Origin of the sequence: Streptomyces sparsogenes (genome assembly GCF_001704635.1) — a bacterium.
Taxonomy (GTDB): Bacteria; Actinomycetota; Actinomycetes; order Streptomycetales; family Streptomycetaceae; genus Streptomyces; species Streptomyces sparsogenes.
In genome coordinates, this window is record NZ_MAXF01000124.1 from 1 (window position 1) to 23725 (window position 23725).

The 23725-nt window shown below is 72.4% G+C and carries 20 protein-coding genes and 3 pseudogenes; 6 read left to right on the forward strand and 17 right to left on the reverse strand.

Annotation, left to right across the window (positions count from 1 at the left end; genetic code table 11):
- Nucleotides 1-113 precede the first annotated feature (113 nt).
- Nucleotides 114-971: a LysR substrate-binding domain-containing protein gene (locus BBH68_RS25500; RefSeq protein WP_065965875.1), complete on the reverse strand. Its 858-nt coding sequence runs from the start codon at nucleotides 969-971 to the stop codon at nucleotides 114-116.
- A gap of 183 nt (nucleotides 972-1154) precedes the next feature.
- Here BBH68_RS25500 and BBH68_RS25505 point away from each other — a divergent pair, with 183 nt between their 5' ends.
- The 3 genes from BBH68_RS25505 to BBH68_RS25515 all read left to right on the forward strand — a co-directional run bounded on the left by BBH68_RS25505 (nucleotide 1155) and on the right by BBH68_RS25515 (nucleotide 5190).
- The gene (locus BBH68_RS25505; RefSeq protein ID WP_065965843.1) at nucleotides 1155-2216 is read left to right on the forward strand and encodes a bile acid:sodium symporter family protein; all 1062 of its coding nucleotides are present in this window, start codon (nucleotides 1155-1157) and stop codon (nucleotides 2214-2216) included.
- A 122-nt stretch (nucleotides 2217-2338) separates the two neighbouring features.
- Entirely contained in the window at nucleotides 2339-3124 is a 786-nt protein-coding gene (locus BBH68_RS25510) for a polysaccharide lyase family 7 protein (RefSeq protein ID WP_245738306.1), read from the forward strand.
- A gap of 182 nt (nucleotides 3125-3306) precedes the next feature.
- Complete coding sequence (locus BBH68_RS25515) at nucleotides 3307-5190, forward strand: serine/threonine-protein kinase (protein ID WP_065965845.1); 1884 nt, start codon at nucleotides 3307-3309, stop codon at nucleotides 5188-5190.
- A 116-nt stretch (nucleotides 5191-5306) separates the two neighbouring features.
- On the opposite strand, the gene BBH68_RS25520 is transcribed toward BBH68_RS25515, so the two are convergent.
- Together BBH68_RS25520 and BBH68_RS25525 are read right to left on the reverse strand one after the other, a co-directional pair.
- Nucleotides 5307-7292 carry a sialidase family protein gene (locus BBH68_RS25520; RefSeq protein ID WP_245738307.1) on the reverse strand — a complete coding sequence of 662 codons (1986 nt, stop codon included), beginning with the start codon at nucleotides 7290-7292 and terminating at the stop codon, nucleotides 5307-5309.
- 215 nt (nucleotides 7293-7507) lie between these two features.
- Nucleotides 7508-8149 carry an NAD(P)-dependent oxidoreductase gene (locus tag BBH68_RS25525; protein WP_065965847.1) on the reverse strand — a complete coding sequence of 214 codons (642 nt, stop codon included), beginning with the start codon at nucleotides 8147-8149 and terminating at the stop codon, nucleotides 7508-7510.
- 209 nt (nucleotides 8150-8358) lie between these two features.
- On the opposite strand from BBH68_RS25525, the gene BBH68_RS25530 reads away from it, so the two are divergent.
- A complete protein-coding gene (locus BBH68_RS25530) occupies nucleotides 8359-8748 on the forward strand; it encodes a winged helix-turn-helix transcriptional regulator (RefSeq protein ID WP_065965876.1) in 390 nt (129 codons plus the stop codon).
- On the opposite strand, the gene BBH68_RS25535 is transcribed toward BBH68_RS25530, so the two are convergent.
- The 9 genes and pseudogenes from BBH68_RS25535 to BBH68_RS25575 all read right to left on the reverse strand — a co-directional run.
- A complete protein-coding gene (locus BBH68_RS25535) occupies nucleotides 8720-9082 on the reverse strand; it encodes a MerR family transcriptional regulator (RefSeq protein ID WP_065965848.1) in 363 nt (120 codons plus the stop codon). The genes BBH68_RS25530 and BBH68_RS25535 overlap by 29 nt on opposite strands.
- Nucleotides 9083-9128: 46 nt before the next feature.
- A complete protein-coding gene (locus tag BBH68_RS25540) occupies nucleotides 9129-10319 on the reverse strand; it encodes a serine hydrolase domain-containing protein (RefSeq protein WP_065965849.1) in 1191 nt (396 codons plus the stop codon).
- Nucleotides 10316-11593 (reverse strand): serine hydrolase domain-containing protein, encoded by a 1278-nt coding sequence (locus tag BBH68_RS25545; RefSeq protein WP_065965850.1) that lies wholly within the window; start codon nucleotides 11591-11593, stop codon nucleotides 10316-10318. The genes BBH68_RS25540 and BBH68_RS25545 overlap by 4 nt, the downstream gene beginning before the upstream one ends.
- A gap of 154 nt (nucleotides 11594-11747) precedes the next feature.
- Nucleotides 11748-12506, reverse strand: a complete 759-nt coding sequence (locus BBH68_RS25550; RefSeq protein WP_065965851.1) for an SDR family NAD(P)-dependent oxidoreductase — start codon at nucleotides 12504-12506, stop codon at nucleotides 11748-11750.
- A 55-nt stretch (nucleotides 12507-12561) separates the two neighbouring features.
- A complete protein-coding gene (locus BBH68_RS25555) occupies nucleotides 12562-13896 on the reverse strand; it encodes an MFS transporter (RefSeq protein WP_065965852.1) in 1335 nt (444 codons plus the stop codon).
- A 130-nt stretch (nucleotides 13897-14026) separates the two neighbouring features.
- Nucleotides 14027-14611, reverse strand: coding sequence for a TetR/AcrR family transcriptional regulator (locus tag BBH68_RS25560; RefSeq protein WP_065965853.1), 585 nt, complete (start codon nucleotides 14609-14611; stop codon nucleotides 14027-14029).
- 187 nt (nucleotides 14612-14798) lie between these two features.
- Entirely contained in the window at nucleotides 14799-15653 is an 855-nt protein-coding gene (gene fdhD / locus BBH68_RS25565; protein ID WP_065965854.1) for a formate dehydrogenase accessory sulfurtransferase FdhD, read from the reverse strand.
- 16 nt (nucleotides 15654-15669) lie between these two features.
- A pseudogene (locus BBH68_RS25570) lies at nucleotides 15670-16270 on the reverse strand (2Fe-2S iron-sulfur cluster-binding protein).
- Nucleotides 16267-16410, reverse strand: a pseudogene (locus BBH68_RS25575) (NADH-ubiquinone oxidoreductase-F iron-sulfur binding region domain-containing protein); the annotation flags it as partial. The pseudogenes BBH68_RS25575 and BBH68_RS25570, both read right to left, overlap by 4 nt.
- 317 nt (nucleotides 16411-16727) lie before the next feature.
- Between BBH68_RS25575 and BBH68_RS25580 the strand changes: the two are divergent.
- Nucleotides 16728-17144, forward strand: a complete 417-nt coding sequence (locus BBH68_RS25580; protein WP_065965856.1) for a hypothetical protein — start codon at nucleotides 16728-16730, stop codon at nucleotides 17142-17144.
- A gap of 242 nt (nucleotides 17145-17386) precedes the next feature.
- Here the strand turns inward: BBH68_RS25580 and BBH68_RS44555 are convergent, their stop codons facing one another.
- Together BBH68_RS44555 and BBH68_RS25585 are read right to left on the reverse strand one after the other, a co-directional pair.
- Nucleotides 17387-17497, reverse strand: coding sequence for an MFS transporter small subunit (locus tag BBH68_RS44555; protein WP_425428844.1), 111 nt, complete (start codon nucleotides 17495-17497; stop codon nucleotides 17387-17389).
- Between the two features lie 52 nt (nucleotides 17498-17549).
- Nucleotides 17550-18884, reverse strand: a pseudogene (locus BBH68_RS25585) (L-lactate MFS transporter); the annotation flags it as partial.
- A 117-nt stretch (nucleotides 18885-19001) separates the two neighbouring features.
- Here BBH68_RS25585 and BBH68_RS25590 point away from each other — a divergent pair.
- Nucleotides 19002-19679 (forward strand): GntR family transcriptional regulator, encoded by a 678-nt coding sequence (locus tag BBH68_RS25590; protein WP_076970635.1) that lies wholly within the window; start codon nucleotides 19002-19004, stop codon nucleotides 19677-19679.
- Between the two features lie 28 nt (nucleotides 19680-19707).
- Here BBH68_RS25590 and BBH68_RS25595 read toward each other — a convergent pair whose 3' ends face one another.
- The 3 genes from BBH68_RS25595 to BBH68_RS25605 all read right to left on the reverse strand — a co-directional run bounded on the left by BBH68_RS25595 (nucleotide 19708) and on the right by BBH68_RS25605 (nucleotide 23725).
- Nucleotides 19708-19986: a ribosomal protein L7/L12 gene (locus BBH68_RS25595; protein WP_065965858.1), complete on the reverse strand. Its 279-nt coding sequence runs from the start codon at nucleotides 19984-19986 to the stop codon at nucleotides 19708-19710.
- Between the two features lie 127 nt (nucleotides 19987-20113).
- On the reverse strand, nucleotides 20114-21505 hold the full coding sequence (locus tag BBH68_RS25600; protein ID WP_065965859.1) for an OFA family MFS transporter: 1392 nt from the start codon (nucleotides 21503-21505) through the stop codon (nucleotides 20114-20116).
- Between the two features lie 75 nt (nucleotides 21506-21580).
- Nucleotides 21581-23725 (reverse strand): acetate--CoA ligase family protein, encoded by a 2145-nt coding sequence (locus tag BBH68_RS25605; RefSeq protein ID WP_065965860.1) that lies wholly within the window; start codon nucleotides 23723-23725, stop codon nucleotides 21581-21583.

Genomic DNA, 23725 nt, shown 5'->3' on the forward strand with positions numbered 1-23725 from the left:
GCGGCGGGGGGCGCGGGGCGGGGCGGGGGGCACGGCGCGAGGCGCGGCGCGGGGCACGGCGCGGGGCTTGGGGCAGGGTATCGGCTGAGGGGGCGAGGCCCGCAGGGTACGGCTCAGGGCACGGGGCCCGCCAGGATCGCGGCGGCCAGCCGGTCGGCCGCGGCCCGGGCCGCCGAGTCCCGCTGCCGCCTCCCGTGCAGCAGGACGAACTCCACCGGCCCCAGATCGGGCAGCCCGGCCCGGTCCGGGACCGGCGCCAGGCCGGGCGGGATCAGGCCGCGCGTGTGCGCCATGACCCCCAGGCCCGCGCGGGCCGCGGCGACCAGCCCGTTGAGGCTGCCGCTCGTGCACACGATCCGCCAGGGCCTGCCGTGCCGCTCCAGCACCTCCAGCGCCCTGGCCCGGGTCAGGCCGGGCGGCGGAAAGACGATCAGCGGCAGCGGGCGGTCGGGGTCGAGCCGCAGCCGCTCCGCGCCGATCCACACCAGCTTGTCCCGCCACACCAGCCGGCCCCCCGGCCGGTCCTCGGAGCGCTTGGCCAGCACCAGGTCCAGCTTCCCCGCCGCCAGCCGCTCGTGCAGCGTGCCCGACAGCTCGACGGTCAGCTCCAGGTCCACCTCGGGGTGGTCCCGGCGGAAGCCCTCCAGGATCTCGGGCAGCCGGCTCAGGACGAAGTCCTCCGAGGCGCCGAAGCGCAGCCGCCCGCGCAGCCGGGTGCCCCGGAACCAGCTCGCCGCCCGCTCGTTCGCCTCCAGGATCGTCCGCGCGAAGCCCAGCATCGCCTCGCCGTCCTCGGTCAGCTCCACCCCGTGGGTGTCCCGCGCGAACAGCGGCCGGCCGACCGCGGCCTCGAGCCTGCGCACCTGCTGGCTCACGGTGGACTGGCGCAGGCCGAGGCGGTGGCCTGCCTGGGTGAAGCTCAGCGTCTGGGCGACCATGAGGAAGGTCCGCAGCTGGGACGGGTCGTACACACCGCCAGTGTAGGCGGCGGTCATCACGGAAGGCGATGACAGTCAGAGCGGTCAGTGGGATTCCCGATAGCGCTGATCAAGCGCAAGCTGGAGAGGGCACCGTCCGTGCCGCCGCTGGGCGCTGTGCCGCGCTGGGCCGTTGTCGAGGACATGCCGAGAACAGGACGCCGAGAAAGAGAGCACATGCGCCGCCGTAAGATCACCCTCCCGTCCTGGCTCCCCCTCGACTGGTTCATCCTCGCGCTGATCGGCACCGTCGGCCTCGCCGCGCTGCTGCCCGCGAGCGGCCGCGCCGCGACCGTCGCCGACGGGGCCACCACCGTCGCGGTCGCCTTCCTCTTCTTCCTGTACGGCGCGCGGCTTTCCACCCGCGAGGCGCTGGACGGGATGCGCCACTGGCGGCTCCACCTGACCGTGCTGGCCTGCACCTTCGTGGTCTTCCCGGTGCTCGGCACGGCCGCCCGCGGCCTGGTGCCGTACGTGCTGACGCACCCGCTCTACACAGGACTGCTCTTCCTGTGCCTGGTGCCCTCCACCGTCCAGTCCTCGATCGCCTTCACCTCGATCGCCCGCGGCAATGTCCCGGCCGCCATCTGCGCGGGCTCCTTCTCCAGCCTGGTGGGCATCGTCCTCACCCCGCTGCTGGCCGCCCTGCTGCTGGGCAGCGGGGGCGGCGGGTTCTCGGCGGACGCGATGGTGAAGATCGCCCTGCAATTGCTGGTGCCCTTCCTCGCCGGGCAGCTGCTGCGCCCGTGGGTGGGCGGCTTCGTCGCCCGCCACCGCAAGGTCCTCGGCTACGCCGACCGCGGCTCCATCCTCCTGGTCGTCTACGCCGCCTTCAGCGCGGGCATGGTCCGGGGCATCTGGCACCAGGTGACCCCGGTCCGGCTGGGCGCGTTGCTGGCCGTCGAGGCGGTGCTGCTCGCGGTGATGCTCCTGCTCACCTCGTACGGCTCGCGGCGGCTGGGCTTCGGCCGCGAGGACCGGATCGCGATCGTCTTCGCCGGGTCGAAGAAGAGCCTCGCGGCCGGACTGCCCATGGCGAGCGTGCTGTTCGGCGCGCAGGCGAGCCTGGCCGTGCTGCCGCTGATGCTCTTCCATCAGATGCAGCTGATGGTGTGCGCGGTGCTGGCCAGGCGCTTCGCCAGGACGGCGCCGGAGCAGGCGGCCCTGGAGTCGGCGGGCCCGGAGTCGGCTCGCGCGACGCCGGCGGCGCGGGAGACGAGGGCGCCGGCCCGCGTCTGACCGGACCGCTCCTTCCCCGGGGCCCCTCCTTCCCCGGGGCTCCTCCTCGGGCCCCCTCCCGGAAACGGCGGCGAACAATGGGCCGACCCATGCCCGTTCCCCCGAACAGGAAGGCAGATCCCGTGACGCGCATCCGCAGCATCGCCCTCGCGGGCCTCACCGCGGTGGCCTCGACGGCCGCCCTCGCGCTCCCCGCGCAGGCCGGCACCCCGGCCGTTCGCCATGACACCACGGCGACCCGGTGCCAGTACCCCGCCGACGTCCTGGACCTCACCGACTGGAAGCTGACCCTCCCCACCGGCGACGAGGAGGACCCCACCGAGATCACACAGCCGCGGCTCGCCACCTTCTCCGCCAAGCCCTGGTTCCAGGCCACCGCGGGGTGTACCGCGGTCCGGTTCCGGGCGCCCGTCGACGGCGTGACGACGGGGGGCTCCCGCTACCCGCGCTCCGAGCTGCGGGAGATGACGGACGGCGGGGAGGAGGAGGCCAGTTGGTCGACCACCGAGGGCACCCACACGCTGGTGGTCGAAGAGGCGTTCCTCGCGCTTCCCGACGACAAGCCGCACCTCGTCGGCGCCCAGGTCCACGGCGGGGACGACGACGTCACGGTCTTCCGCCTCGAAGGCGGCAAGCTCTACATCACCGACGGCGACGACTCCCACCACCACCTCGTCACCGACGACTACGAGCTGGGCACCGAGTTCGAGGCCAGGTTCGTGGCGCGGAACGGGAAGATCGACGTGTACTACAACGGGAGGCTCGAGACCACGATCGCCCACGACGGCGACACCAACTACTTCAAGGCGGGGGCGTACACGCAGGCCAACTGCGACAACTCGGACCCGTGCGACAGCGACAACTACGGCGAGGTCCGCGTATCCCGCATCCAGGTCATCCACTCCTGACCCAACGGGCGCGAACGCGCATGCGCCTCCGGGTTCCGCCCGCGCCTCTACAGAAGGTGCGGATTTCTGGGGTGATATGTGAATTCCCGTAGTTCGTGTGAGCCCCTCCCGGTACGCAGTAAGTTCGGATCGCGTGCCTGGTAACGGCAGAGATTCTGGTCGTGCGGGAGGGGAGTGCCGCTGTGCGCCGGGGGGAGAAGGTGGGCAGGTACCGGCTCACCAAGGGGCCCGTCGAGGGCGGGAAGGGCGCGGTCTGGTTCGCCGTCGACACCCAGCTGGGCCGGCCCGTCGTCCTCAAGCGGGCCCTGCTGGAGGACAACAGCCAGGCCGTCTTCGACCAGTTATTGGCCGAAGCGCGCGCTCTGGCGAAGTTCAGCCATCCGCATGTGGTCACCCTCTATGACGCCGTCCGCGTGGGCAGGGGCAGGAGGGCCACGTTCTGGCTGGTGATGGAGCATGTGACCGGCGGGAGCCTGGACGTCCCGGTGAAGATGGGCCCGGAGCTCGCGGCGCACATCGGCGCGCAGATCGCGGGCGCGCTGGCGGCCCTGCACGCCAAGGGCATCGTGCACTGCGACGTCAAGCCAGGCAACATCGTGATCACGCGGGACAGAGTGGCCAAGCTGGCCGACTTCGGTGCCGCGTACCGGGTGGACGGCGGTGAGACGATCACCCCCAACGGGCAGATCAGCCTCACCCCGGCCTATGCCGCCCCCGAGGCGTTCGCGGGGGCTCCCGAGCGGGCGTCCGACGTGTTCTCCCTCGGCGCCACGCTGTACCGGCTGGTCACGGGGACTCCACCGCTGCGCGGCCCCGGACGCGTGGTGCGGCTGGAAGCCCTGGGCCCCCAGGTCGGGCCGCTCGGCGGGGTGCTCGGCGCGATGCTCCGGGCCGACCCCAGGGCCCGGCCCACCGCCACCGAGGCGCTCCGCGCGCTCGCCGGGATCGCGGGATCGCCGGACCGACTCCCGACCCTCCCGCTGACCTCGGTGACCTCGGTGACCACGTCCCGCGCGGACACCGTTTCGGTCGGCGGGGACCCGCCGGGAGCGCAGCGGCGCCGGACGGCGACCCTCGTCCGGCGCAGTCCGCTGCTCACGGCCGGTGTCGTCGCGGGCGCCGGACTGGCCGTCGCCGTTCCGTTCCTCGTGATGAGCCTGGACGGCGAGGCGGGGGCGGACAGGGCCGCCCCGTCGCCGTCCCGCGTGAGCGGCGCGCCGGGCTTCATGGGCGACCCCCGTACGGCCGACCCCTGCGCTCTGCTGAGCGCCACCGCGTTCGATCGGTACGAAGAGGCCGAACTGGACCGCGACGAGGGCAACTTCAACCGCTGCGACGTCATCCTGAAGCAGCGCGGCGAGGACGTGGTGGACGTCAGGGTTGAGCTCGACGCCGACCCGCTGCCGGAGGCCGTGACGAGGAGGACTGCGGGCAGGGTCACCGTCGTGGAGCGCGACGCCGAGGGCGACGAGTGCGAGCGGGGCATGGCGGTGACGGGCGCTCGTGGCAACAGCCTGCGGGTCACCGCGGTCGCGAGACGGCCCGCCGAGGTCAGGGAGCCGCTGTGTGACACCGCCGACATCGCCGCGCGCTTCGCCGTCACGGTGCTCAACCGCGGGGAGATCCCCCGTCGTTCCCCCGGCTTCCCGGCCAATTCGCTGGCGCACCAGGACGCGTGCACGCTGCTCGACGGCAAGGCCCTGGAGAAGGTGCCAGGTGTCGACGCCCGGGATCCGGACGTCGGGTTCGGCCGCTGGGACTGCCAGTGGAAGAGCACCACGGGCGAGTTCGAGGTGGACCTGCGGTTCGACCAGGGTGGGCTGCCGACGGACGACAACGCCCGGTCGACCAGGCTCGGCGATCACCAGGCCATCGTGCTGCCGGAGCACGAGGGCCCGAGGACCTGCCGCGTCGAGGTGGTGCATCGTGACTACACCACCGTGGACCGGGTGAAGGGGACCGAGCGGGTGGCCGTCGTCATCAAGGGGGTGGGCCGCGAGGACCGGCCCTGTGAGCTGGCCACCGATCTCGCCGGTTCGGCCGCCGCCGCGCTGCCGCCCGCCTGACCCCGCCGTCGGCGGGGTCGGGTTCGGGGTGACGCCGTGGACGTCATGGACGCCGTGGACGTCATGGACGTCATGGCGGTGGCCGCGCTGGTCGCCGTCACCCCGAACCGAGAACCTCAGCGGTCGTCCGCCGGGCGGACGCGGTCCAAGGGGAGCCGGACCAGCGCGGAGTAGTCCTTGCCGCCTCGGTCGCCCCGGTCGCCCGGGTCGCCGTGGCCGTCCGGGGTGGCGTTGAACTCCCGGACCTGCCGCAGCTCGGTGTCCGACAGCGCGCGCCCCCACACCCGGACCTCGTCCAGAGCACCCGTCAGGTGCGAGCGGCTGTCGACGGCCTCGCCCACATGGATGCCGAACGGCGAGGTGCGGGTGACCGGCCCGGGCACGTCGGCGGCGGAGACGGGCGTGCCCCCGTCGATGGCCAGGCTCAGCCGGCCCCCGGCGCGGATGAGCGCGGCGTGGTGCCACTGCCCGTCGTTGTACGCCGAGCCGGTGCTCACCGAGGCGCTGGTGAAGGTGGCGGTGCCGTTCACCGTGGTGATCAGCGCCCGCACCCGGCCGCTCGAGGGCTCGCCGCGCAGCCACACCTGCGGCTGTTTGTTGCCGATGCCGCCCATCCACAGGAACGGCTGCTGGCCCGTGGCGGCGGTGTAGCGGAACCACAGGCTCACCGTGAAGTCACGGGTGCCCAGCGGCAGCGAGGGCCGGAAGGGAACATGGACGGCGTCGTCCGTGCCGTCGAACGAGAGCCCCCGCCCGAACCGCCCCTCGGTCCTGGCCGGGCCGCCGAGGACGGTGGCCGGGCGGGCGCCGGGCGCCCGGTCGGCGGTGGTCGGGTCGGGGCCGCGGCGCGGCCCGAGCCAGTCCTCGGTGAACCGCGCGAAACGGATCTCGTCCCGGGCGTCCACCGCGCCGCCCTCGTACATCAGCCCCACCTCGTCGAGCGAGACGCGGACCATGTCGGAGTAGCCGGACCAGTCGGTGGTCACCACCTTGCCGCGGTCGGCGCTGTCCCAGTCGCGCCCCTCGTTCCACGAGGACCGGATGGTCATGGTGCGCCGGCGGTCCGGGTCGGCGGGCGCGGCGAGCAGCAGCCGGCTGTAGCCGTCCCGGTCCTCGCTCCGCAGCCGCAGGATCGAGCCCTGTACCTGGGGCGTGTACAGGTCGGGGATGGTGCGGAACGGCCCGGTGAAGCTCTCGCCGCCGTCGCGGCTGACGGCGAAGTCGCGATGGCCGAGGTCCGTGCCGTCCTGCTCGCGCCCGTTGACGTAGACCGAGCCGTCCTCGCGCTCCACCAGCGTCATCTCGGAGGGCTTCTGGCGGAATGTGCCGTCCGCCGTGACCGGCCAGCTGTCCACCGCGCCGACGCGCCAGGTGTCGCCGCCGTCGTCGCTGTAGGCCAGCGCAGCGTGGTTGGCGGTGATCCGGGTGCCGTCGTGGCTCTCGGTGTTGATGGTGAAGAGCAGCCGCCCCCGGTACCGGCCGTGGGTGAGCTGGATGCCGTGCACGGGCCCGGTGGCGTACCAGGAGTTCCACGAGGCGGGCAGCAGCGAGTCGCTCAGATCGCGCGGGGTGGACCAGGTGACGCCGTCGTCGTCGCTGTACTGGAGGTGCGGGGTCCGGTCGCAGGGCACATCGCAGCCCTGGGAGTCGTCGCGCCCGGTGTTGTACGTGCTGGCCAGCAGGATGCGGCCGGTGCGCAGGTCCACGACGGGAGCGGGATTGCCGTGGGTGTCCCGGGCGCCCTCGTTGATCACCTGCAGCGGGCCCCAGGTGCGGCCGCCGTCCGTGGAGCGCTTGAGGACGAGATCGATGTCACCGGCGTCGCCGCAGTTGTTCACCCGCCCCTCGGCGAAGGCCAGCAGCGTGCCGTCCTTCGACTTGACGACGGCGGGGATCCGGAAGCACGAGTACCCGCTGTCCTGGGAAGACTTGAAGAGAACGTGCTGCTCGAAGTCGGTACGGGCCGCGGAAGCGGAGGATTCCGCTTCCGCGGCCCGGACCGGAATCGGAATCAGGGCCAGCGCGGCGGCGGCGAGGAACACCGCCGCCCGGCGCCGCCATGGTCTGGACCGCTTGCGTGGAGCGCGAAGATCTGAGGTCATCGTCACCGACCTGCCCTTCAGCGGCATCTGGACATGCGACTGGACATCACGAGAGACGTGCATCTGGACGTCACGACATCAAGACATCCAACGTCTGATCGAGTGGTGCCGGAGAAGTGTCCCGTCTCGCCCCCACGCCCCACAAGGAGCGTGCGTCAGATCGTGTGCGCGCCGCGCCGGTTGACCGGTTCGCCCGACTCGGTCGGCTCGGACGGTCAGTCGGCCACGGCGAGCTGGGTGCGGTGGTGCTGGGGCGTCTCGATCTCGTCGAGCACGGCGATCGCGAGGTCCGCGTACGAGATCCGGCCCCCGCCCGGGGGGAGCTGGCCCCCGAAGAGGCGGTACCGTCCCGTGCGCGCGCCCTCCCATTCCAAGTTCATCGGCGGGTTGGCGACCAGCCAGTCCAGCTCCGGGGGCGCGGAGCGCAGCACCTCCAGCCCCGCCGCGTGTCCGAGGGCGAAGGTACGGAACGCCTCGGGGAAGTCGGGCGCGTCCAGGACCCGTACGCCCCGCTCCGTCTCCAGCGTCGCGGCGAGCCCGATCACGACCAGCCGCCCCACCCCGGCCTCGCCCAGCCCCGCGAGCAGCGCCCGCGCCGCGCCCCCGTACAGCTCCTTCGCGTCGATGTCCTCCCGGTAGATCGAGCTGATCACCGCGTCATGTCCGGTGACGGCCGCCGCCACGCCCGCCGGGTCGGTGACATCGCCCGCCACGACCGTGACATTCCCGGCGGCGAGCCCGGGGTACTTGGCCGGGTCGCGGACGACCGCGGTGACCTGGTGACCGCGGCCGTCCGCCTCGGCGACAAGATGCCGGCCGACCCTTCCGCCGGCCCCGAAAACAGCGATGCGTGCCATGGCGGCACTCCCTTCGGTTCAGTCGCTGGACTGCTGGACTGCCCGGACCGTAACGGCGGAAGTGCCGGTTACTTCAACGATATCGGCGGCCGTCGGCGGCTACTGGCGGCTGCCGGCGGCGCGGGCCACCCGCGTCGGCTACCGTCGGAGCGGTGACCGACTCACTCACCGAGCCCCTGCCCGGGCCACCCCAGCCACTGACCGCCGACATGTTCGGCCCCGAGTGCCCGAACCGCGCGCTCATCCGGCTCGATGCCAAATGGGCCTGGCTGATCATCCGCTGTCTGGAGGGCGGTCCCCGCCGCTTCTCCGAACTGCGGGTGCCGCTGGCCCGGGTGACCCCCAAGGTGCTCAGCGAGTCGCTGCGCGCGATGGAGCGCGACGGCCTGATCACGCGGACCGCCTACCCCGAGAACCCGCCCCGCGTCGAGTACGCGCTGACCGACCTCGGGCGCTCGCTGCTCGGCCCGATGGACGCCGCCTGCGAATGGGGGCGGCGCCACCTGGGCCGGCTGCTCGACGCGCGCGAGGCGTACGAGCGGCGGCGCGCGCCCGGCCCATCCGAGCCGGCTAGGCCGTCGTCGCCAACCCGGCCGTGATCACCGAGTCCAGCAGCGAGCGCGAGGTCTCCAGCTCCTCGATGGCCGAGGTCATCCGCTCCCGCTCCGCCCGGAGCTGGGCGATGAGGTCGGGGCAGGTGGGTACCAGACGCTCGCCCTCCTCCCGCAGGCACGGCAGGATCTGCGCGATCGTGGCGGTCGACAGCCCGGCGGCCAGCAGCGAGCGGATGCGGTTCACCGCGGCCACGTCGGACTCCCGGTAGACGCGATAGCCGCTGGGCAGCCGCTCCGGCTGGAGCAGACCCTGCTGCTCGTAGTAGCGCAGCAGCCGCTCGTTCACCCCGGTGCGCCGGGTCAGTTCACCGATGCGCATGACATGTCCCCTCATCGCGCCACAGGTCTCCAACGGATGTCAGAGTTTACCCGGCGCGCCGGCACAGCACGTCGTCTATGAGCGCCTTCACCGCCTTGTCCGTCCGTTCCTGCCGTGCCGTGTCCGACTCGTCGAAGCTGTTGGTCGACACGGTCACCGCCCGTCGCCCGTCGTCGGTGACGCCGTTCTCGCTGGAGTAGCCCAGGGCGTTGCCGCCGTGGTGCCAGTAGAAGCCGCCGCAGCTCAGCGGGGTCGTCTCGAGGCCGAGACCGGCGCCGCGCCCCGGCTCGTCGGGTATCGGGACGGTCCGCCGCATCTCGGCCAGCTCCGCCGGGCGCAGCAGCCGGCCGGTGAGGAGCGCGCCGAAGAAGCGGTTGACGTCGTGCGGAGTGGTGACCAGGTCGCCTGACGCGTCGGCCGCCGTGGCGTTGAAGACCGTGGTGTCGACGCGGCGCCCCTCCTCCGCATAGGCGTGGTACCCATGCGCGTACGGCGCGGGCAGATACGGCTGGTCGCCCGGCAGGGTCGTGGCGGACAGCCCCAGCGGGCGGACGATCCGGTCGTGGACCTCCGTGCGCCAGGGGCGCCCGGTGACCCTCTCGATGATCATTCCTGTGACAACGTAGTTGGTGTTGGAGTAGCGGTACGCCGCCCCGGGCTCGGAGTTCGGAGGACGGCCCACCGCGGCGGCCACCAGCTCCCCGGCGGTGTAGTGGCGGAAGCGGTTCTCGTAGTAGCCGCGCGCGGAGTATCCCGCCGGGAAGAGCTCGGGGATGCTCGTGTAGCCCCGCAGCCCGCTGGTGTGCTGGAGCAGCTGCCGCACGGTGATGCGGCGCCCGTCGTTGCCGTGGCCCGACACCAGGCCCGGCAGCCACCGGTCCACCGTGTCGTCCAGCGCCAGCCGGCCCTCGCCGACCAGTTGCAGGGCGACGGTGGCCACGAAGGTCTTCACCGTGCTGCCCGCGCGGTAGTGGGCGTCGGCCCGCATGGGCGCGCCGGTGCGCAGATCGGCCTTCCCCGCGCCGGCCGTGGCCGTGCCGGACGGGGTGTCCACCACGGCCGCCACCCCCACCGCCCCGGCCCGGTGGACCGCCCGCGTGTTGCGGCGCAACACCTCCGCGCCGCTCCCGCCGGGGGCGCCGCTCCCGCCCGGGGCGGCGGGGGCCGCCGCCACGAGAGCGGCGACACCCGCCAGGGCGGCCAGGGACGCGGCCAGGCGGCGCCCGACGGTGCTCACCGGCGCACCACCTGACCGCACATCACCCGGTCCAGAAGCGACTGCATGGCCTTCTCGGCCTTGAGTAGCCGCTCGTCGTCCGATGTGGTCCCGCTGGCACTGATCACCACCGAGCGTCGTCCGTCCGCGCTGAACGCCGTTCTCACCGTGCCGCCTTCGAGGTCGCCGCCGTGGCCCCAGCGGTCCCCGCCGCAGCTCAGCGGCTGCTGCATCAGCCCGAGCCCGTACCGCAGCCCGGGGAACGCCATCTCGAAGTCGGCGCCCACGGGGACCGTCCGGCGCATCTCGGCCAGCTGCGCGGCGGGCAGCAGGCGACCGCCGAACAGGGCCGTGAAGAACCGGTCCAGGTCCCGCTGGCTGGTCACCAGCGACCCGGCGGCATCGGCCCAGGAGATGTTCCGAACGGTGGTGTCGGTCCACCGGTCGGAGCCGGTGAAGCGGTGGTACGTGTGGGCGTACGGCTGCTTCAGATAGGGGTCGTCCCCGGGCTCATAGGTGTCCTTCAGCCCCAGCGGCCGGATGATGCGGTCGCGCACCTCCTCGGCCCAGGGCCGCCCGGTGACCTTCTTGATGATCAGGCCGGCGATCATGTAGTTGGGGTTCGAGTAGTTCCATTTCGGTTCCGGGTCGTCCGGGTCGGCGGGCGGGAAGTCGGGGCTGTGCCGCATCGCTCCGGCGATGCTCTGCTCCGGGTCGACGTGGTAGAGCTTCGTCCGCTCGAAGTCCTCGGCCGTGCCCCCCAGGTCCTCCTCCAGGCCGTAGTTGTAGATGCCGCTGGTGTGCTGGAGCAGATTTCGGATCGTGATGCGACTGCCGTCGTTGCCATGGCCCGACACCACGCCCGGCAGCCACTTCTCCACGGTGTCGTCCAGCGACAGCCGCCCCTCGGCGGCCAGCTGAAGCACGACCGTGGCCACGAAGGTCTTGGTGGTGCTGGCGCCCCGGAAGTTCGCGCCGTACGGCACCGGGCGGCCGGTGTTCAACTCGGCCTCGCCCGCGCGGGCGTGGATCCGGCGGCGGCCGTCGCGCACCTCCACGGTCATGCCGATGTACCCGGCCTCGCGGAGGGTGTCGGCCACCTCGCGCCGCAACTCGTCCTGGCTGAGCGAGGCGCCGGGCGAGGAGTGGGGCGCCGCGGCGGCCGGGGCCGCTCCGGCCGGGACCGCCGCGACGCCACCGACCGCGGCCACGGCAAGCGCCGCGGCCGCGACGGCCCGAGTCCTTAACCGGGGCTTTTTCCCCGATGTCGGGGCGGAGGATGACGTACAGGTCATGGTGGGCTCTTTCATGCCCACCACCATCGCGGAGCCGGTGGTGGTGGGACCATCACGCCAGCCCTAGTTCCAAGGTCGCGCCAGCCCTACTCCGCGGGTATGGCCAGCCCTACCCCTCCCGCCCCGCCCCTCCCGCGATCCGCGCGAAGGGCCCTCAGGCCGACGCCCCGCTGTCGATGACCAGGTCCGCGCCGACCACCGCGCCGGCCGCGGGCGAGGCCAGGTAGAGCACCGCCGCGGCGACCTCGTCCACCTCGGCGACCCGGCCCAGCGGGGTCTCCCGCTTCATCCGCTCGGCCCGCTCCGCCTCCGTCTCGCCCGGCCGCAGCGACATCGAGGTGGCCGCGGCCCCAGGGCTCACCGCGTTGATGCGGACGCCCTGGTGGACATGGTCGAGGGCGGCGGCGCGGGTGAGCGCGGACACCGCCGCCTTCGAGGCGATGTACGCGGCGAGGCCCGGGGCCCGGCGGTGCGCGCCCAGGTTGGAGGAGATGTTGACGATGGCGCCGCCGCCGTGCTCCTTCATGTGCGCGATCTCGTGCTTCATGGCCAGCCAGACCCCGGTCACATTGGTCCGCTGCACGGCCTCCCAGTCCTCCTCGCTCACCTCGGCCACGGGCCCGGTGCCGCGCAGTATCCCGGCGTTGTTCACCGCGATGTCCAGCCCGCCGAAGCGGGTGACGGCCTCCTGGACGAGCGCGCGGACCTCCCCGGAGTCGGTCACGTCGGCCGCCACGGCCGCGGCCGTCCCGCCCGCGGCCTCGATGAGCTCGACTGTCTCCTCCAGCGTGGCCGCGGTGCGCCCGGCGGCGACCACGGACGCGCCCTCGGCGGCGAAGGCGAGCGCGATCGCGCGGCCGAGGCCGGAGCCCGCGCCGGTCACGAGCGCGGTCCTGCCGGGGAAGCGGTTCATGGGTGACTCCTTGAGTGATGGTGAAGCGGAACAGGTTGGGAAAAAGTGAGGTGGTTCAGGAAGGGCGCCGGCTCAGCGCGGTGAGCGCGGCCAGCGCGGCCAGCGAGGTCCCCGTCACGGCCAGGGACGAGGCGTCGCCGCCGAGGGTGAGCACGACGGCGAACAGGACGGTCGGGCCGAACTCCATCGCCGTGTTCATCACGCCGCCCGCGAGCCCGGACTGCTCCCGCGGCACGCCGTCGGTGGCGAGCACGGCGGCGCCCGCGAAGGAGGCCGCCGTGCCGGCCGGCAGCAGCACCAGCCCGGGCAGCAGCCCGGAGGCGTACGACGTGTCCGTGTCGAGCCCGCCGAGCGCGAGGAGCGCGAGCCCCGCCCCGGCGGTGCCGAGCCCGGCGGCGGTGACGGCCCGCGCGCCGTACCGCGCGATGAGCGGTCCCGCCGCCCGCCCGGAGACGAGCAGCGCGGCGGCGAACGGCGCGAAGGCGGCCGAGGTGCGCAGCGCCGACCAGCCGCGCTCCTGCTGGAGGTGGAGCGAGAGGATCACGAAGGTCATCGCGGTCCCGCAGGCGGTCAGCGCGATCGCCGTGAGTGCCAGGGCCCGCCGCCGGTCGAGCAGGAAGCGGGGCGGCAGCAGCGGGTCGCGGACCCGGCGCTCGGCGCGCCAGAAGGCGGCGAGCAGTGCCGCCCCGGAGAGCAGCGGCACCAGCACGTCGGCCGATGACCAGGGGCGGCCGTCGGTGACCACGAGCCCGTAGCTGGCCAGCGTGATCCCTGAAGTGGCCAGCGCGGCGCCCGGGAGGTCGAGCGCCCTGCCCCCGCTGGGCGCGGTGTCCGGCAGCAGCCGCGGCGCGAGGGCGAGAGCCGCGCCGGCCACCAGGAGCGGCACGGCGAAGTTCCAGCGCCACGACAGCAGCGTCGAGATGACGCCGGAGAGCAGATTGCCCGCGGTCGCGCCGAGCACCGAGAGGCCGCCCCAGGTCGCCATCGCCCTGCCGTACGCGGCGGGGGAGGGGAAGAGGGCGCGCAGCACGGCCATGGCGGCGGGCGCGCTGAGCGCCGCCCCCGCGCCCTGTGCGAAGCGCGCCGCGAGCAGGGCCTCGATGCCGGGGGCGAGCGGGGCGGCGGCCGAGGCGGCGGCGAAGAGCGCGAGCCCGGCGGTGAGGGTCGGCCGCCCGCCGTAGCGGTCGGCCAGGCGCCCGCCGAACAGCAGCAGCCCGGCGAAGGTCAGCCCGTAGGCGGCGCTCAGCAGGATCACGTCCGAGCGCTGAAGGCCGAATTCGCGCCCGATGCGGGGGAGCGGTACGGAGATGGCGGCGAGCGTGAAGATCAGCGTGGCCTGGACGCCGCCCAGCAGGACGAAGGCGCCGCGCTGCCGGGTGGTGGCGGTCATGATCCCCCCGATGTCGTGACCTGATTATTGACCGAACGGTTCATTATGTGGGTGTGAACAAGGGAGCCGCGTAAGACTCCGAAGCGGCGTGTACGGCTCAGCCGAGGCTCGGTTGCGGCCCGGTTGCGGCTCAGTCCAGCAGGGCCAGCGCCTGCTCGGCCGCTTCCTTCACCCTGGCCGGGTCCTGCGACGCCTTGCCGACCACCCGCAGGCCCTGCAGCAGCACGAAGAGCATGCGGGCCAGCGCGCGCGGGTCGCGGTCCTCGGCCAGCTCGCCCTGGGCCTGGGCGCGGACCAGCGCCGCGTACAGCGGGGTCTCGATGTGCTCCCAGCTGATCTCGACCCGCCGGGCCACCGCCGGGTCGTGCGGGGCCAGTTCCGCCGCGCTGTTGGTGACGAAGCAGCCGTGCCGCCGCTCCTCGGGGGAGGCGGCCTCGGCGGCGAACCGGCGCACCACCGCCCGCACCGCCGGCAGCGCCGGGCCCGGCTGGGACAGTTCGCCCAGCACCGCCGGGTCGTGCGTCTCGGCGTACCGGTCCAGGGCCTTCAGATACAGCTCGCGCTTGTTGCCGAAGGTCGCGTAGATGCTGGCGCGGCCGATACCGAGGTGTTCGACGAGGTCGGCCATCGAGGTGGCCTCGTAGCCGCGCCGCCAGAACAGCTCGAGGGCCGACTGCAGTGCGGCGTCGGGGTCGAATTCCTTGGTTCTGGCCATGGCGCAGACTCTACGGTCAACCAGAACGATCGGTCAATATATGTTCGTCATAGGTCCGGCGAGCGATGCGCGTCACGAGGCGCCGGGGGAAGGACCGGCCGGCGCAGGGGGCGCTCCTCACCGGCCGGTCCGTCATCCCGTGCAGCGGGCGGGCGTACCGGTGTGCGGACCGGTACGCGGACCGGTGTCAGGTGCCGCCGGCCGCCGTCCGCAGGGCAAGCCGGTGCTCGCCCGCGTACACGTTCATCGAGGCGCCCCGCAGAAAGCCGACCAGCGTCAGCCCGGTCTCGGCGGCCAGGTCGACGGCCAGCGACGAGGGCGCCGAGACGGCCGCGAGGACCGGGATCCCCGCCATGACCGCCTTCTGCGCGAGCTCGAAGGAGGCCCGGCCGGAGACCAGCAGCACCGCTCCGGACAGCGGCAGCAGCCCCTGCTGCAGCGCCCGCCCGATCAGCTTGTCCACCGCGTTGTGCCGGCCCACGTCCTCCCGTACGTCCAGCAGCCGGCCGTCCGGCGTGAACAGCGCCGCCGCGTGCAGCCCCCCGGTCCGGTCGAAGACGCGCTGCGCCGAGCGCAGCCGGTCGGGGAGGGCCGCGAGCGTCTCCGGGTCGATCCGCACCGGGTTGTTCTCGTCGTCGCCCACCGGCCAGCGGGCCGTGGTGCGCACCGCGTCCAGGCTGGCCTTGCCGCACAGCCCGCACGAGGAGGTCGTGTAGACGTTGCGCTCCAGGGTGATGTCGGGGACCGGGACGCCGGGCGCCAGCTTCACGTCCACCACGTTGTACGTGTTGACGCCGTCCTCGGTCGCCCCCGCGCAGTAGACGATGTTCGCCAGCTCGTCCGCCCGCCCCAGGACCCCCTCGCTCACCAGGAAACCGGCGGCCAGCGCGAAGTCGTCGCCCGGCGTCCGCATGGTGATCGCCAGCGGCTTGCCGTTCAGCCGGATCTCGAGGGGCTCCTCGGCGACGAGGGTGTCCGCACGCGCGCTGATCGCGCCGTCCCGGATCCGGATGACGCGGCGGCGCTCGGTGACCCGTCCCATATCGATATCAGTCCCGTCAGTCCCTGTTCTGCACGTGCTGGTAGCCGAAGCGCCCCTTGATGCAGAGATTGCCGTGGGTCACCGGGTTGTCGTGGGGTGAGGTGACCTTCACGATCTCATTGTCCTGCACATGGAGCGTGAGGTTGCAGCCCACACCGCAGTAGGCGCACACGGTCGTGGTCATAGAGGTCGTTGTCGATCTTCGGCTCCTCGTCCACCCGGGCGGCGTCCGGCCCGAAGCGGCCCGGCTCGGCCCCGTACTCCTCGATCCACTCCGCGGCACGCGGCGTCGTCGACGAATCGACCGAGGAGGCCAGCAGCTCCAGGACGACCTTTCGGCTGTGCCGGGCCCGCTCGGTGTCCGTACGCACCTCCATCCCCGGCTCCACGCGGCGCGAGCAGGCGGGGGCGAGGGTCCGCGCGCCCTCCACCTCCACGACGCACACCCGGCAGGCGTTCTTCGGCGTGAGCGTGTCGCCCTGGCACAACGTCGGGACGTCCTTGCCCGCGGCGCGGCAGGCGTCCAGCAGCGTGGACCCCTCGGGGGCGCGCACCGGCTCCCCGTCGAGCGTGAGGTCGACCAGGCGGCGCGGCGGCTGGAGCGGGACGGCGGTCATGAGCGAACTCCCTTCTCGGCCTGCCCGAAGACGCCGAGCCGGTCGATGGCGGACTCGACGGCGTTCCACGCGGTCTGGCCCAGACCGCAGATCGAGGCGTCCCGCATCGCCTGCCCGACCTCGCGCAGCAGCGCGACGTGGATAGCGCCTGGGCTGTCGGTCGCGGGGACGGGCCACGGCGGGCTCCTTATGACGGCATGACGGCTCATACATCGTCGGCAACGCGGGCATGTCGACAGGATATTGAATACAGTATGCCTACTGAGGTTGTCAGGGAAGGGTTCCGCAGCGTCCTTGCAGTGCAGCCGCGGCGTACGCGCATTACCCCTGACGTAATCGACCGTCCGAATCCCGCCGGGCAGAGTGGTTTCCACCAGGCCGCGGGCCGGCGCACTCCGGCCCGAGCCCTGGCAGACCATCCCCACGGGACCCCGACGCCCACGGAGGCCGATCCGTCATGTCCGCTGTACAGCTCGCCGCCCTGGCCCGCACCTCCGAGCCGCAGACCATGCTGCGCCGCTTCCTCGCCGTCGACGCCGTCGTCACCACCGGCAACGGGCTCGCCTACCTCGCCGCCTCCGGGCCGCTCGGCAGATTTCTCGGCATGGGCCAGGGGCTGCTGCTGGGACTCGGCGCCTTCCTCACGCTCTTCGGCGCGGGCGTCGGAATCCTCGCCACGCGCAAGAGCCCGCCGGTGCTGCCGGTCCGTGCCGTCATCGAGTCGAACGTGGCCTGGGCCGTGGTAAGCCTGATCGCGCTCGCCACCTGGCTGGCGCCGACGACGGCGGGTGCGGTGTGGATCCCGCTGCAGGCCGTCACGGTCGGCGGCTTCGCGGCCCTGCAGTACGCGGCGCTGCGCGCGACGCGGGCCTGACCCAGAGCTCCGGACAGCGAGCTGGTTTCGGAGCGCGACCACCTCGACCCGTGACCCTGCCGCTCAAAGCTGAAACCGGCTGGTCAACTCCGAGAGACTCGCTCTCCAGGGCAAGCTCCAGGGCCTTCCCCGGGCCCGGCGACGAGACGAAGAGGCCCCGGTCCGGCACTTCCGGACGGCCGGGGCCGCTGCCTGTGATCCGCCAGTTGTGTGAGACCTGGCCGGACGCCGCAGTTCTCGGCTCAGCCGGTGAAGAGCCGGCTGGCCTTGCGTACGAGCTCGTAGACCCCGTACGCGAAGGGCAGCGCGACCCAGGCCCAGGCGGCGACGGCCAGCGCCGTGCGGTTCCTCATCGGTCGGTTCCCTTCTCGGCGGGGCGGCTTCTGCGATCCCGACCGGATCTCCGGCCGGCTCGTGGAAGCGCGGATGGACCGGCCGGATCAGCTCGTTGGCCAGGAAGCCCACGACGAGCAGCCCGATCATGATGGACATGGAGAGCGAGTAGAGGCCGGGGCCGGTGTGTCCGGCCTCCTTCTGGTGGTCGGCGACCTTGTTGACGATGAACGGGCCGAGGACGCCGGCCAGCGACCAGGCCGTCAGCAGCCGCCCGTGAATCGCGCCCACCTGATAGGTGCCGAACAGGTCCTTCAGATACGCCGGCACGGTCGCGAACCCGCCGCCGTAGAAGGACAGGATCACCAGCGCGCAGACCACGAACAGTGGCTTGGAGGAGTCCCCGAGCCGCGCGATCGCCAGATACATCAGCGCGCCCCCGCCCAGGTAGATCCGGTACATGTTCTTGCGGCCGATCAGGTCCGAGGCCGAGGACCACACCAGCCGCCCGGTCATGTTCGCCGCCGACAGCAGGGCCACGAAGCCCGCGGCGGCGGAGGCGGTGACGGGGGTGGAGGTGTCCGCGAAGTAGTCGGAGATCATCGGCGCGGCCTTCTCCAGGATGCCGATGCCCGCCGTGACGTTCATGCACAGCACGACCCACAGGCACCAGAACTGCGGGGTGCGGATCGCGTTGCGCGCCGAGACGTCCGCCGTGCTGATCAGGCGGGCCGGGGCGGTCGCCGGCACCCAGCCGGCCGGCCGCCAGCCGTCCGGCGGGACCCGCACCAGCAGCACGCCGAGCGTCATGAAGGCCGCGTAGGTGAGCCCGTGCACCAGGAAGGTGGACGCGATGCCGGAGCTGTCGGTGCCGAACGCCTCCAGCAGCCGGGTCGACCAGGGGGAGGCGATGAGCGCGCCGCCGCCGAAGCCCATGATGGCGATGCCGGTGGCCATGCCCGGCCGGTCGGGGAACCACTTCATCAGCGTGGAGACCGGGGAGATGTACCCGATGCCGAGGCCGATGCCGCCGACGAAGCCGTAGCCGAGGACCACCAGCCAGTACTGGCGGGTGGCGGCGCCCAGCGCGGCGATGAGGAAGCCCGAGGAGAAGCAGACCAGCGACACGAACATCGCCCAGCGCGGGCCGTTGCGCTCGACCAGCGTGCCGCCGAAGGCCGCCGAGAGGCCCAGCATCACGATGCCCAGTTGGAAGGGGAGCGCGCTCGCCGTCCCCGACAGGTCGAGCGAGGACTCCAGCGGTGGCTTGAACACGCTCCACGCGTACGCCTGGCCGATGGCGAGATGGACGGACAGCGCGGCGGGCGGGACCAGCCAGCGGCTCCAGCCCGGCGGCGCGAGCGAGCGGGAGCGGTCGAGGAGGCCGGGGCGGGGAGTGGAGGGCATGGCCGCGACTCTATGGATTCGGCCACGGCCTGACCAGATGTCAGGCCGCTATGTGTGGACAGTATGAGTAAACTGTAGACAATAGCCAATCCGCAGAGTCCGTCCCTAGGGGGCCCGATGACGGTGAGAGGACTGCCGCAGGGCGCGGTGCCCAGGCTGGAGCGGCCGGGGCCGCTCCGCGAGCGCGTCTACGAGGCCCTGCTCGAGCTGATCACCACGCGCGCCCTGCGCCCCGGTCAGCACCTCGTCGAGAGCGAGCTGGCCGCCCAGCTCGGCGTCTCCCGCCAGCCGGTGCGCGAGGCGCTCCAGCGGCTGAACACCGAGGGCTGGGTGGACCTGCGCCCCGCCCAGGGCGCGTTCGTCCACGAGCCCACCGAGGAGGAGGCCGACCAGCTCCTCACGGTCCGCACCCTCCTGGAGGCCGAGGCCGCCCGGCTGGCCGCCGCGAGCGCGGGCCCGTCCGGCGTCGAGGCCCTGGAGGAGCTGTGCGCCCGGGGCGAGCGCGCGGTGCTCGCCGACGACGTGGACGGCGCGGTCGCGGCCAACGCGGAGTTCCACGCCAAGGTGATGGAGCTGGCGGGAAACACGGTCCTGGCCGAGCTGGCCGCCCAGGTGGACCGCCGGGTCCGCTGGTACTACACCCCGGTGGCCCGGCAGCGCGGCAAGCAGTCCTGGATCGAACACCGTGAGCTGATCGCGGCCATCTCCGACCACGACGAACAGCGCGCCACCGCCGTCATGCGCGCCCACACCGAACACACCCGCCGCACGTATCACGAGCGCGAGCGCGACTGACGGGCTGCCGGGTCGCCGCGGAGGCGTGTCACCCCATGCGGTCGACGGCCTCCTTGGCCTCCTTGAGGTCCGCCCCGGTGATCTCCCGGTAGGCCTTGACGGCGTGGATCTTCTTCCCCTCCACGACGAGGGCCCGCACGGGCGCCAGATCCGGCTGGGGTTCCTCGATGCCCAGGTGTTCGAGTATCAGGTCGACCTTGCGGGTCAACTGCGCGGTCCTGCGGTTCAGCTTGTCCACCTTGCGCTCGATGGCCGACCACATCGTCGCGATGACCATGATGAGCAGGGCTACCACTGTCAGTTCCATGCTCCGCGATCCTAACGAGGACGCGGGTCCGTCGCCCCGCCGGGAAACGGACGGCGGCACGCCCGTGGTGCCGGGCGTGCCGCCGTCCCGAACCGGCCGCCGTCGGGCGGCCGTCCTCATGTCGCCGTCACACCGCCTCCCGGCTGATCGGCCGCGGGTTGGGCGCGATGTCGCGGACCCTCGGGCGGCCCGGCTGGCGCAGCAGCAGGGCGACCCCGGCGGCCAGCATGGAGATGCCGCCGGCCAGCGCGTAGGCGCCGTCGTACCCCCAGGCGTCGACCACCATGGAGCCGAGTCCGCCGCCGAACAGCCCGCTGACCAGCTTTCCGCTGTACACCAGGCCGTAGTTGGTGGCGTTGTAGTTCTCGCCGAAGTAGTCCGGGGTCAGGGCGGCGAACATCGGGTAGAACGCGCCGCCGCCGAAGCCGGAGAGGAAGGCGAAGGCCAGGAACAGCGCCTCGTTGTGCAGATGTCCCGCCCAGATCACCCCGAACTGCGCGAGGCCCAGCAGCACGATCACGAACACCAGGGTCGTCTTGCGCCCCCAGATGTCCGAGAGCCAGCCCACGACCCCGCGCCCCACGCCGTTGATGACGGACATGATGCCCATCGACGAGGCCGCGACCAGCGGGCCGAAACCCACGTCCTTGGCGTAGTCGACCTGGAAGGAGATGCCGAAGATGGACACCCCGGCGGTCATCACCAGCGCCAGCCACATCAGCGGCAGCATGCCGGACCGGATGGCCTCCCTGGGCGTGTACTGCCGCACCGCGGGCGGGTTCTTGGCCAGGCTCGCGGCGCTCTTGGCGGTGCCGCCGGCGCGGGTCGGGTCGATGTGGGCCGGCCACCAGTTTTTGGGCGGGTCCTTGAAGAACCAGGCGCAGACCGCCACCACGAGCAGGACGTAGACACCGATGAGGTCGAGTACCTCGTGGTAGTTCCCGGTGTCGAACCAGTAGTTGAAGATGAAGATGAACGGCAGCGCGCCATAGGCGAAGCCGCCGTTGACGAATCCGGTCTTCGCGCCGCGCCGCTCCGGGAACCACTTGCCCACCATGTTGATGCACGTGGCATAGACGAGCCCGGAGCCGAGCCCCCCGATGACGCCGAAGCCGCAGATCGCGGCGGAGACGTTGTCGAGGTGGGAGAGGGCGAGGAAGCCCACCAGGCACAGGCCCGACCCGGTGTACATCGCCCTGCGGGCGGTCAGGATCCCCCTCTCCCGCAGCCAGCCGGCGGGGAAGGCGATCCCCGCCTGGAAGAACACCCACACGCTCAGGATCCAGAACGTGTTGCTCTGACTCCAGCCGTGGGCATCGGAGAGCGTGTCCTCCGCCGATCCGTACGCGTACTCGGACACGCTGATGGCCATCATCGCGACCCACGGCAGGTAGACCATCAGCTTCCGGCTGTGGCCGAGAATGTCGCGGTCCGTCTCGCCGACGCGGTAGACGCGCCCCTTGCCGTCCCGCACTTCCCGGTACGGCACGGTCCCGTTCCGGTGTTGCTCTGTGCTCATGACGTCCCCTTGGCTTCGAAGGAACTGGCCAGCGCCCCCTGTCCAAACTCTTCGTGCTCGGGAGAACGGCGGGCTCTACGTGAGCAACCCCGCTGACCGGGCCCAGCGGTACTTCGCGCCCAGGACGGCCACCGGCTTCTCGGTGGTGTAGGGGTAGGCCACCACGCCGCGCTCGAAGAGGTACTGGCTCGCCTCCTCGACCTCGGTGTCGCCCGCGAGGGAGGCCACCACCGGCTTGCGGATGCCGCGCGCCCGGAACTCCTCCACGACCCGCGCGGTCAGCTCGGCGAACACCATGGGCGGGGTGACGATGGTGTGCCAGTAGCCGAGGACGAGCGCGTGGATGCGCGGGTCCTCAAGGCCCAGCCGGATGGTCGCCTCGTAGGTGGCCGGCGGCTCGCCGCCGGTGATGTCCACCGGGTTGCCGGCCGCGCCGAAGGGCGGGATGTAGCGGCGGAAGGCCGCGTCCAGGTCCGCCGGGATCTCCATCAGCGACAGCCCGTTGTCGACGATCGCGTCGGACAGCAGCACCCCGGAGCCCCCGGCGCCGGTGATGATGACGACGTTGTCACCTTGCGGCGTGGGCAGCACGGGCAGCGCCCGCGCGTACTCCAGCATCTCGTTCAGCCCCGGGGCGCGGATCACCCCGGCCTGGCGCAGGATGTCGTCGTAGACCGCGTCGTCACCGGCCAGCGCCCCGGTGTGCGAGCCCGCGGCCCTGGCCCCCGCCGCCGTACGGCCCGCCTTGAGCACCACGACCGGCTTCTTCGGCACGGTGGCGCGCGCGGCCTCGACGAAGGCGCGGCCGTCCTTCAGGTCCTCCAGGTGCATGGCGATGCACCGGGTGTTGGGGTCCTCACCGAACCAGGTGAGCAGGTCGTCCTCGTCCACGTCCGACTTGTTGCCGAGGCCGACGATGGCCGACACGCCGGTGCGGGTGGTGCGGGCGAAGCCGAGGATCGCCATCCCGATACCACCGGACTGCGAGGTCAGCGCCACCGGGCCCTTGACGTCGTACGGGGTGCAGAAGGTGGCGCACAGATCCTGCCAGGTCGAGTAGTAGCCGTAGATGTTCGGCCCCAGCAGCCGGATCCCGTGCTCCTCGGCGATCGTCACGATCCGCCGCTGCAACTCGTGTTCGCCGGTCTCGGCGAAACCGGACGGGATCAGCACGGCGTTGGGGATGCCCTTGCGGCCGACCTCCTCCAGCGCGGCGGGGACGAACTTCGCGGGGATCGCGAACACCGCCACGTCCACCTCGCCGGGCACCTCCGTCACCGACCGGTACGCCTTGCGGCCCAGGATGTCGTCGGCCTTCGGGTTCACCGGGTGGATCTCGCCGGGGAAACCGCCGTCGATGAGGTTGCGCATCACCGAGTTGCCGATCTTGCCCTGCTCGTTGGAGGCGCCGATGACGGTGACCGAGCGCGGCTGCATCAGCCGCCGCATCGCGGCCAGGATCTCCTCCCGCGAGTAGCGGCGCCGCTCGGCGGGCGGCGCGTCGCCGATCAGGATCCGTACGTCGGCGGCCAGCACCCCGCTCGGCGAGGCGAACACCGGGTTGAGGTCCACCTCCGCGATCTCGGGGAAGTCCGCCGCCAGCCGGGAGACCCGGACCACCAGGCCGGCCAGCGCCTCCCGGTCCACGGCGGCCCCGCCGCGCACCCCGCGCAGCACCTCGGCCGCGCGGATGGAGTCCAGCATCGACAGCGCGTCGTCCCGGCTCGCCGGGGCCAGCCGGAAGGTGATGTCCTTCAACACCTCCACCAGCACCCCGCCCAGGCCGAACGCGACGACCTTCCCGAAGGTCGGGTCGGTGACCGCGCCGACGATGACCTCCTGGCCGCCCGCCGGCACCATCTGCTGCACCTGCACGCCCTGGATCCGCGCCTTGGGGTCGTACGCCCGGGCGTTCGACACGATCGCGGTGAACGCGCCGCGCACCTCCGCCGCCGACGCCAGGCCCACCCGCACCCCGCCCGCGTCGGTCTTGTGGAGGATGTCCGGGGACACGATCTTGAGCGCGACCGGGAAGCCGATCCGGTCCGCGAGCGCCACCGCGTCGTCCGCGCACTCCGCCAGCCCCTCGGCCGGGGTCGGAATCCCGTACGCGTCGGTGATCCGCTTGCCCTCGGGCGCCGTCAGCGCCGAGCGGCCCTCGGCGCGGGCGGTGTCCAGCACGGCCCGCACGGCCGCTGTGTCATACGTTGGCTCCGCCAC

Excerpts from the sequence above, each read along its gene's own strand:
- fdhD (WP_065965854.1), bottom strand. The coding sequence starts at position 15,653 with ATGGGACGGGTCACCGAGCGCCGCCGCGTCATCCGGATCCGGGACGGC.
- BBH68_RS25550 (WP_065965851.1), bottom strand. The coding sequence starts at position 12,506 with ATGAACCGCTTCCCCGGCAGGACCGCGCTCGTGACCGGCGCGGGCTCC.
- BBH68_RS25520 (WP_245738307.1), bottom strand. The coding sequence starts at position 7,292 with ATGACCTCAGATCTTCGCGCTCCACGCAAGCGGTCCAGACCATGGCGG.
- BBH68_RS25525 (WP_065965847.1), bottom strand. The coding sequence starts at position 8,149 with ATGGCACGCATCGCTGTTTTCGGGGCCGGCGGAAGGGTCGGCCGGCAT.
- BBH68_RS25560 (WP_065965853.1), bottom strand. The coding sequence starts at position 14,611 with ATGGCCAGAACCAAGGAATTCGACCCCGACGCCGCACTGCAGTCGGCC.
- BBH68_RS25600 (WP_065965859.1), bottom strand. The coding sequence starts at position 21,505 with ATGAGCACAGAGCAACACCGGAACGGGACCGTGCCGTACCGGGAAGTG.
- BBH68_RS44555 (WP_425428844.1), bottom strand. The coding sequence starts at position 17,497 with ATGAGGAACCGCACGGCGCTGGCCGTCGCCGCCTGGGCCTGGGTCGCG.
- BBH68_RS25595 (WP_065965858.1), bottom strand. The coding sequence starts at position 19,986 with ATGGAACTGACAGTGGTAGCCCTGCTCATCATGGTCATCGCGACGATG.
- BBH68_RS25535 (WP_065965848.1), bottom strand. The coding sequence starts at position 9,082 with ATGCGCATCGGTGAACTGACCCGGCGCACCGGGGTGAACGAGCGGCTG.
- BBH68_RS25545 (WP_065965850.1), bottom strand. The coding sequence starts at position 11,593 with ATGACCTGTACGTCATCCTCCGCCCCGACATCGGGGAAAAAGCCCCGG.
- BBH68_RS25505 (WP_065965843.1), top strand. The coding sequence starts at position 1,155 with ATGCGCCGCCGTAAGATCACCCTCCCGTCCTGGCTCCCCCTCGACTGG.
- BBH68_RS25590 (WP_076970635.1), top strand. The coding sequence starts at position 19,002 with ATGACGGTGAGAGGACTGCCGCAGGGCGCGGTGCCCAGGCTGGAGCGG.
- BBH68_RS25580 (WP_065965856.1), top strand. The coding sequence starts at position 16,728 with ATGTCCGCTGTACAGCTCGCCGCCCTGGCCCGCACCTCCGAGCCGCAG.
- BBH68_RS25555 (WP_065965852.1), bottom strand. The coding sequence starts at position 13,896 with ATGACCGCCACCACCCGGCAGCGCGGCGCCTTCGTCCTGCTGGGCGGC.
- BBH68_RS25530 (WP_065965876.1), top strand. The coding sequence starts at position 8,359 with ATGTTCGGCCCCGAGTGCCCGAACCGCGCGCTCATCCGGCTCGATGCC.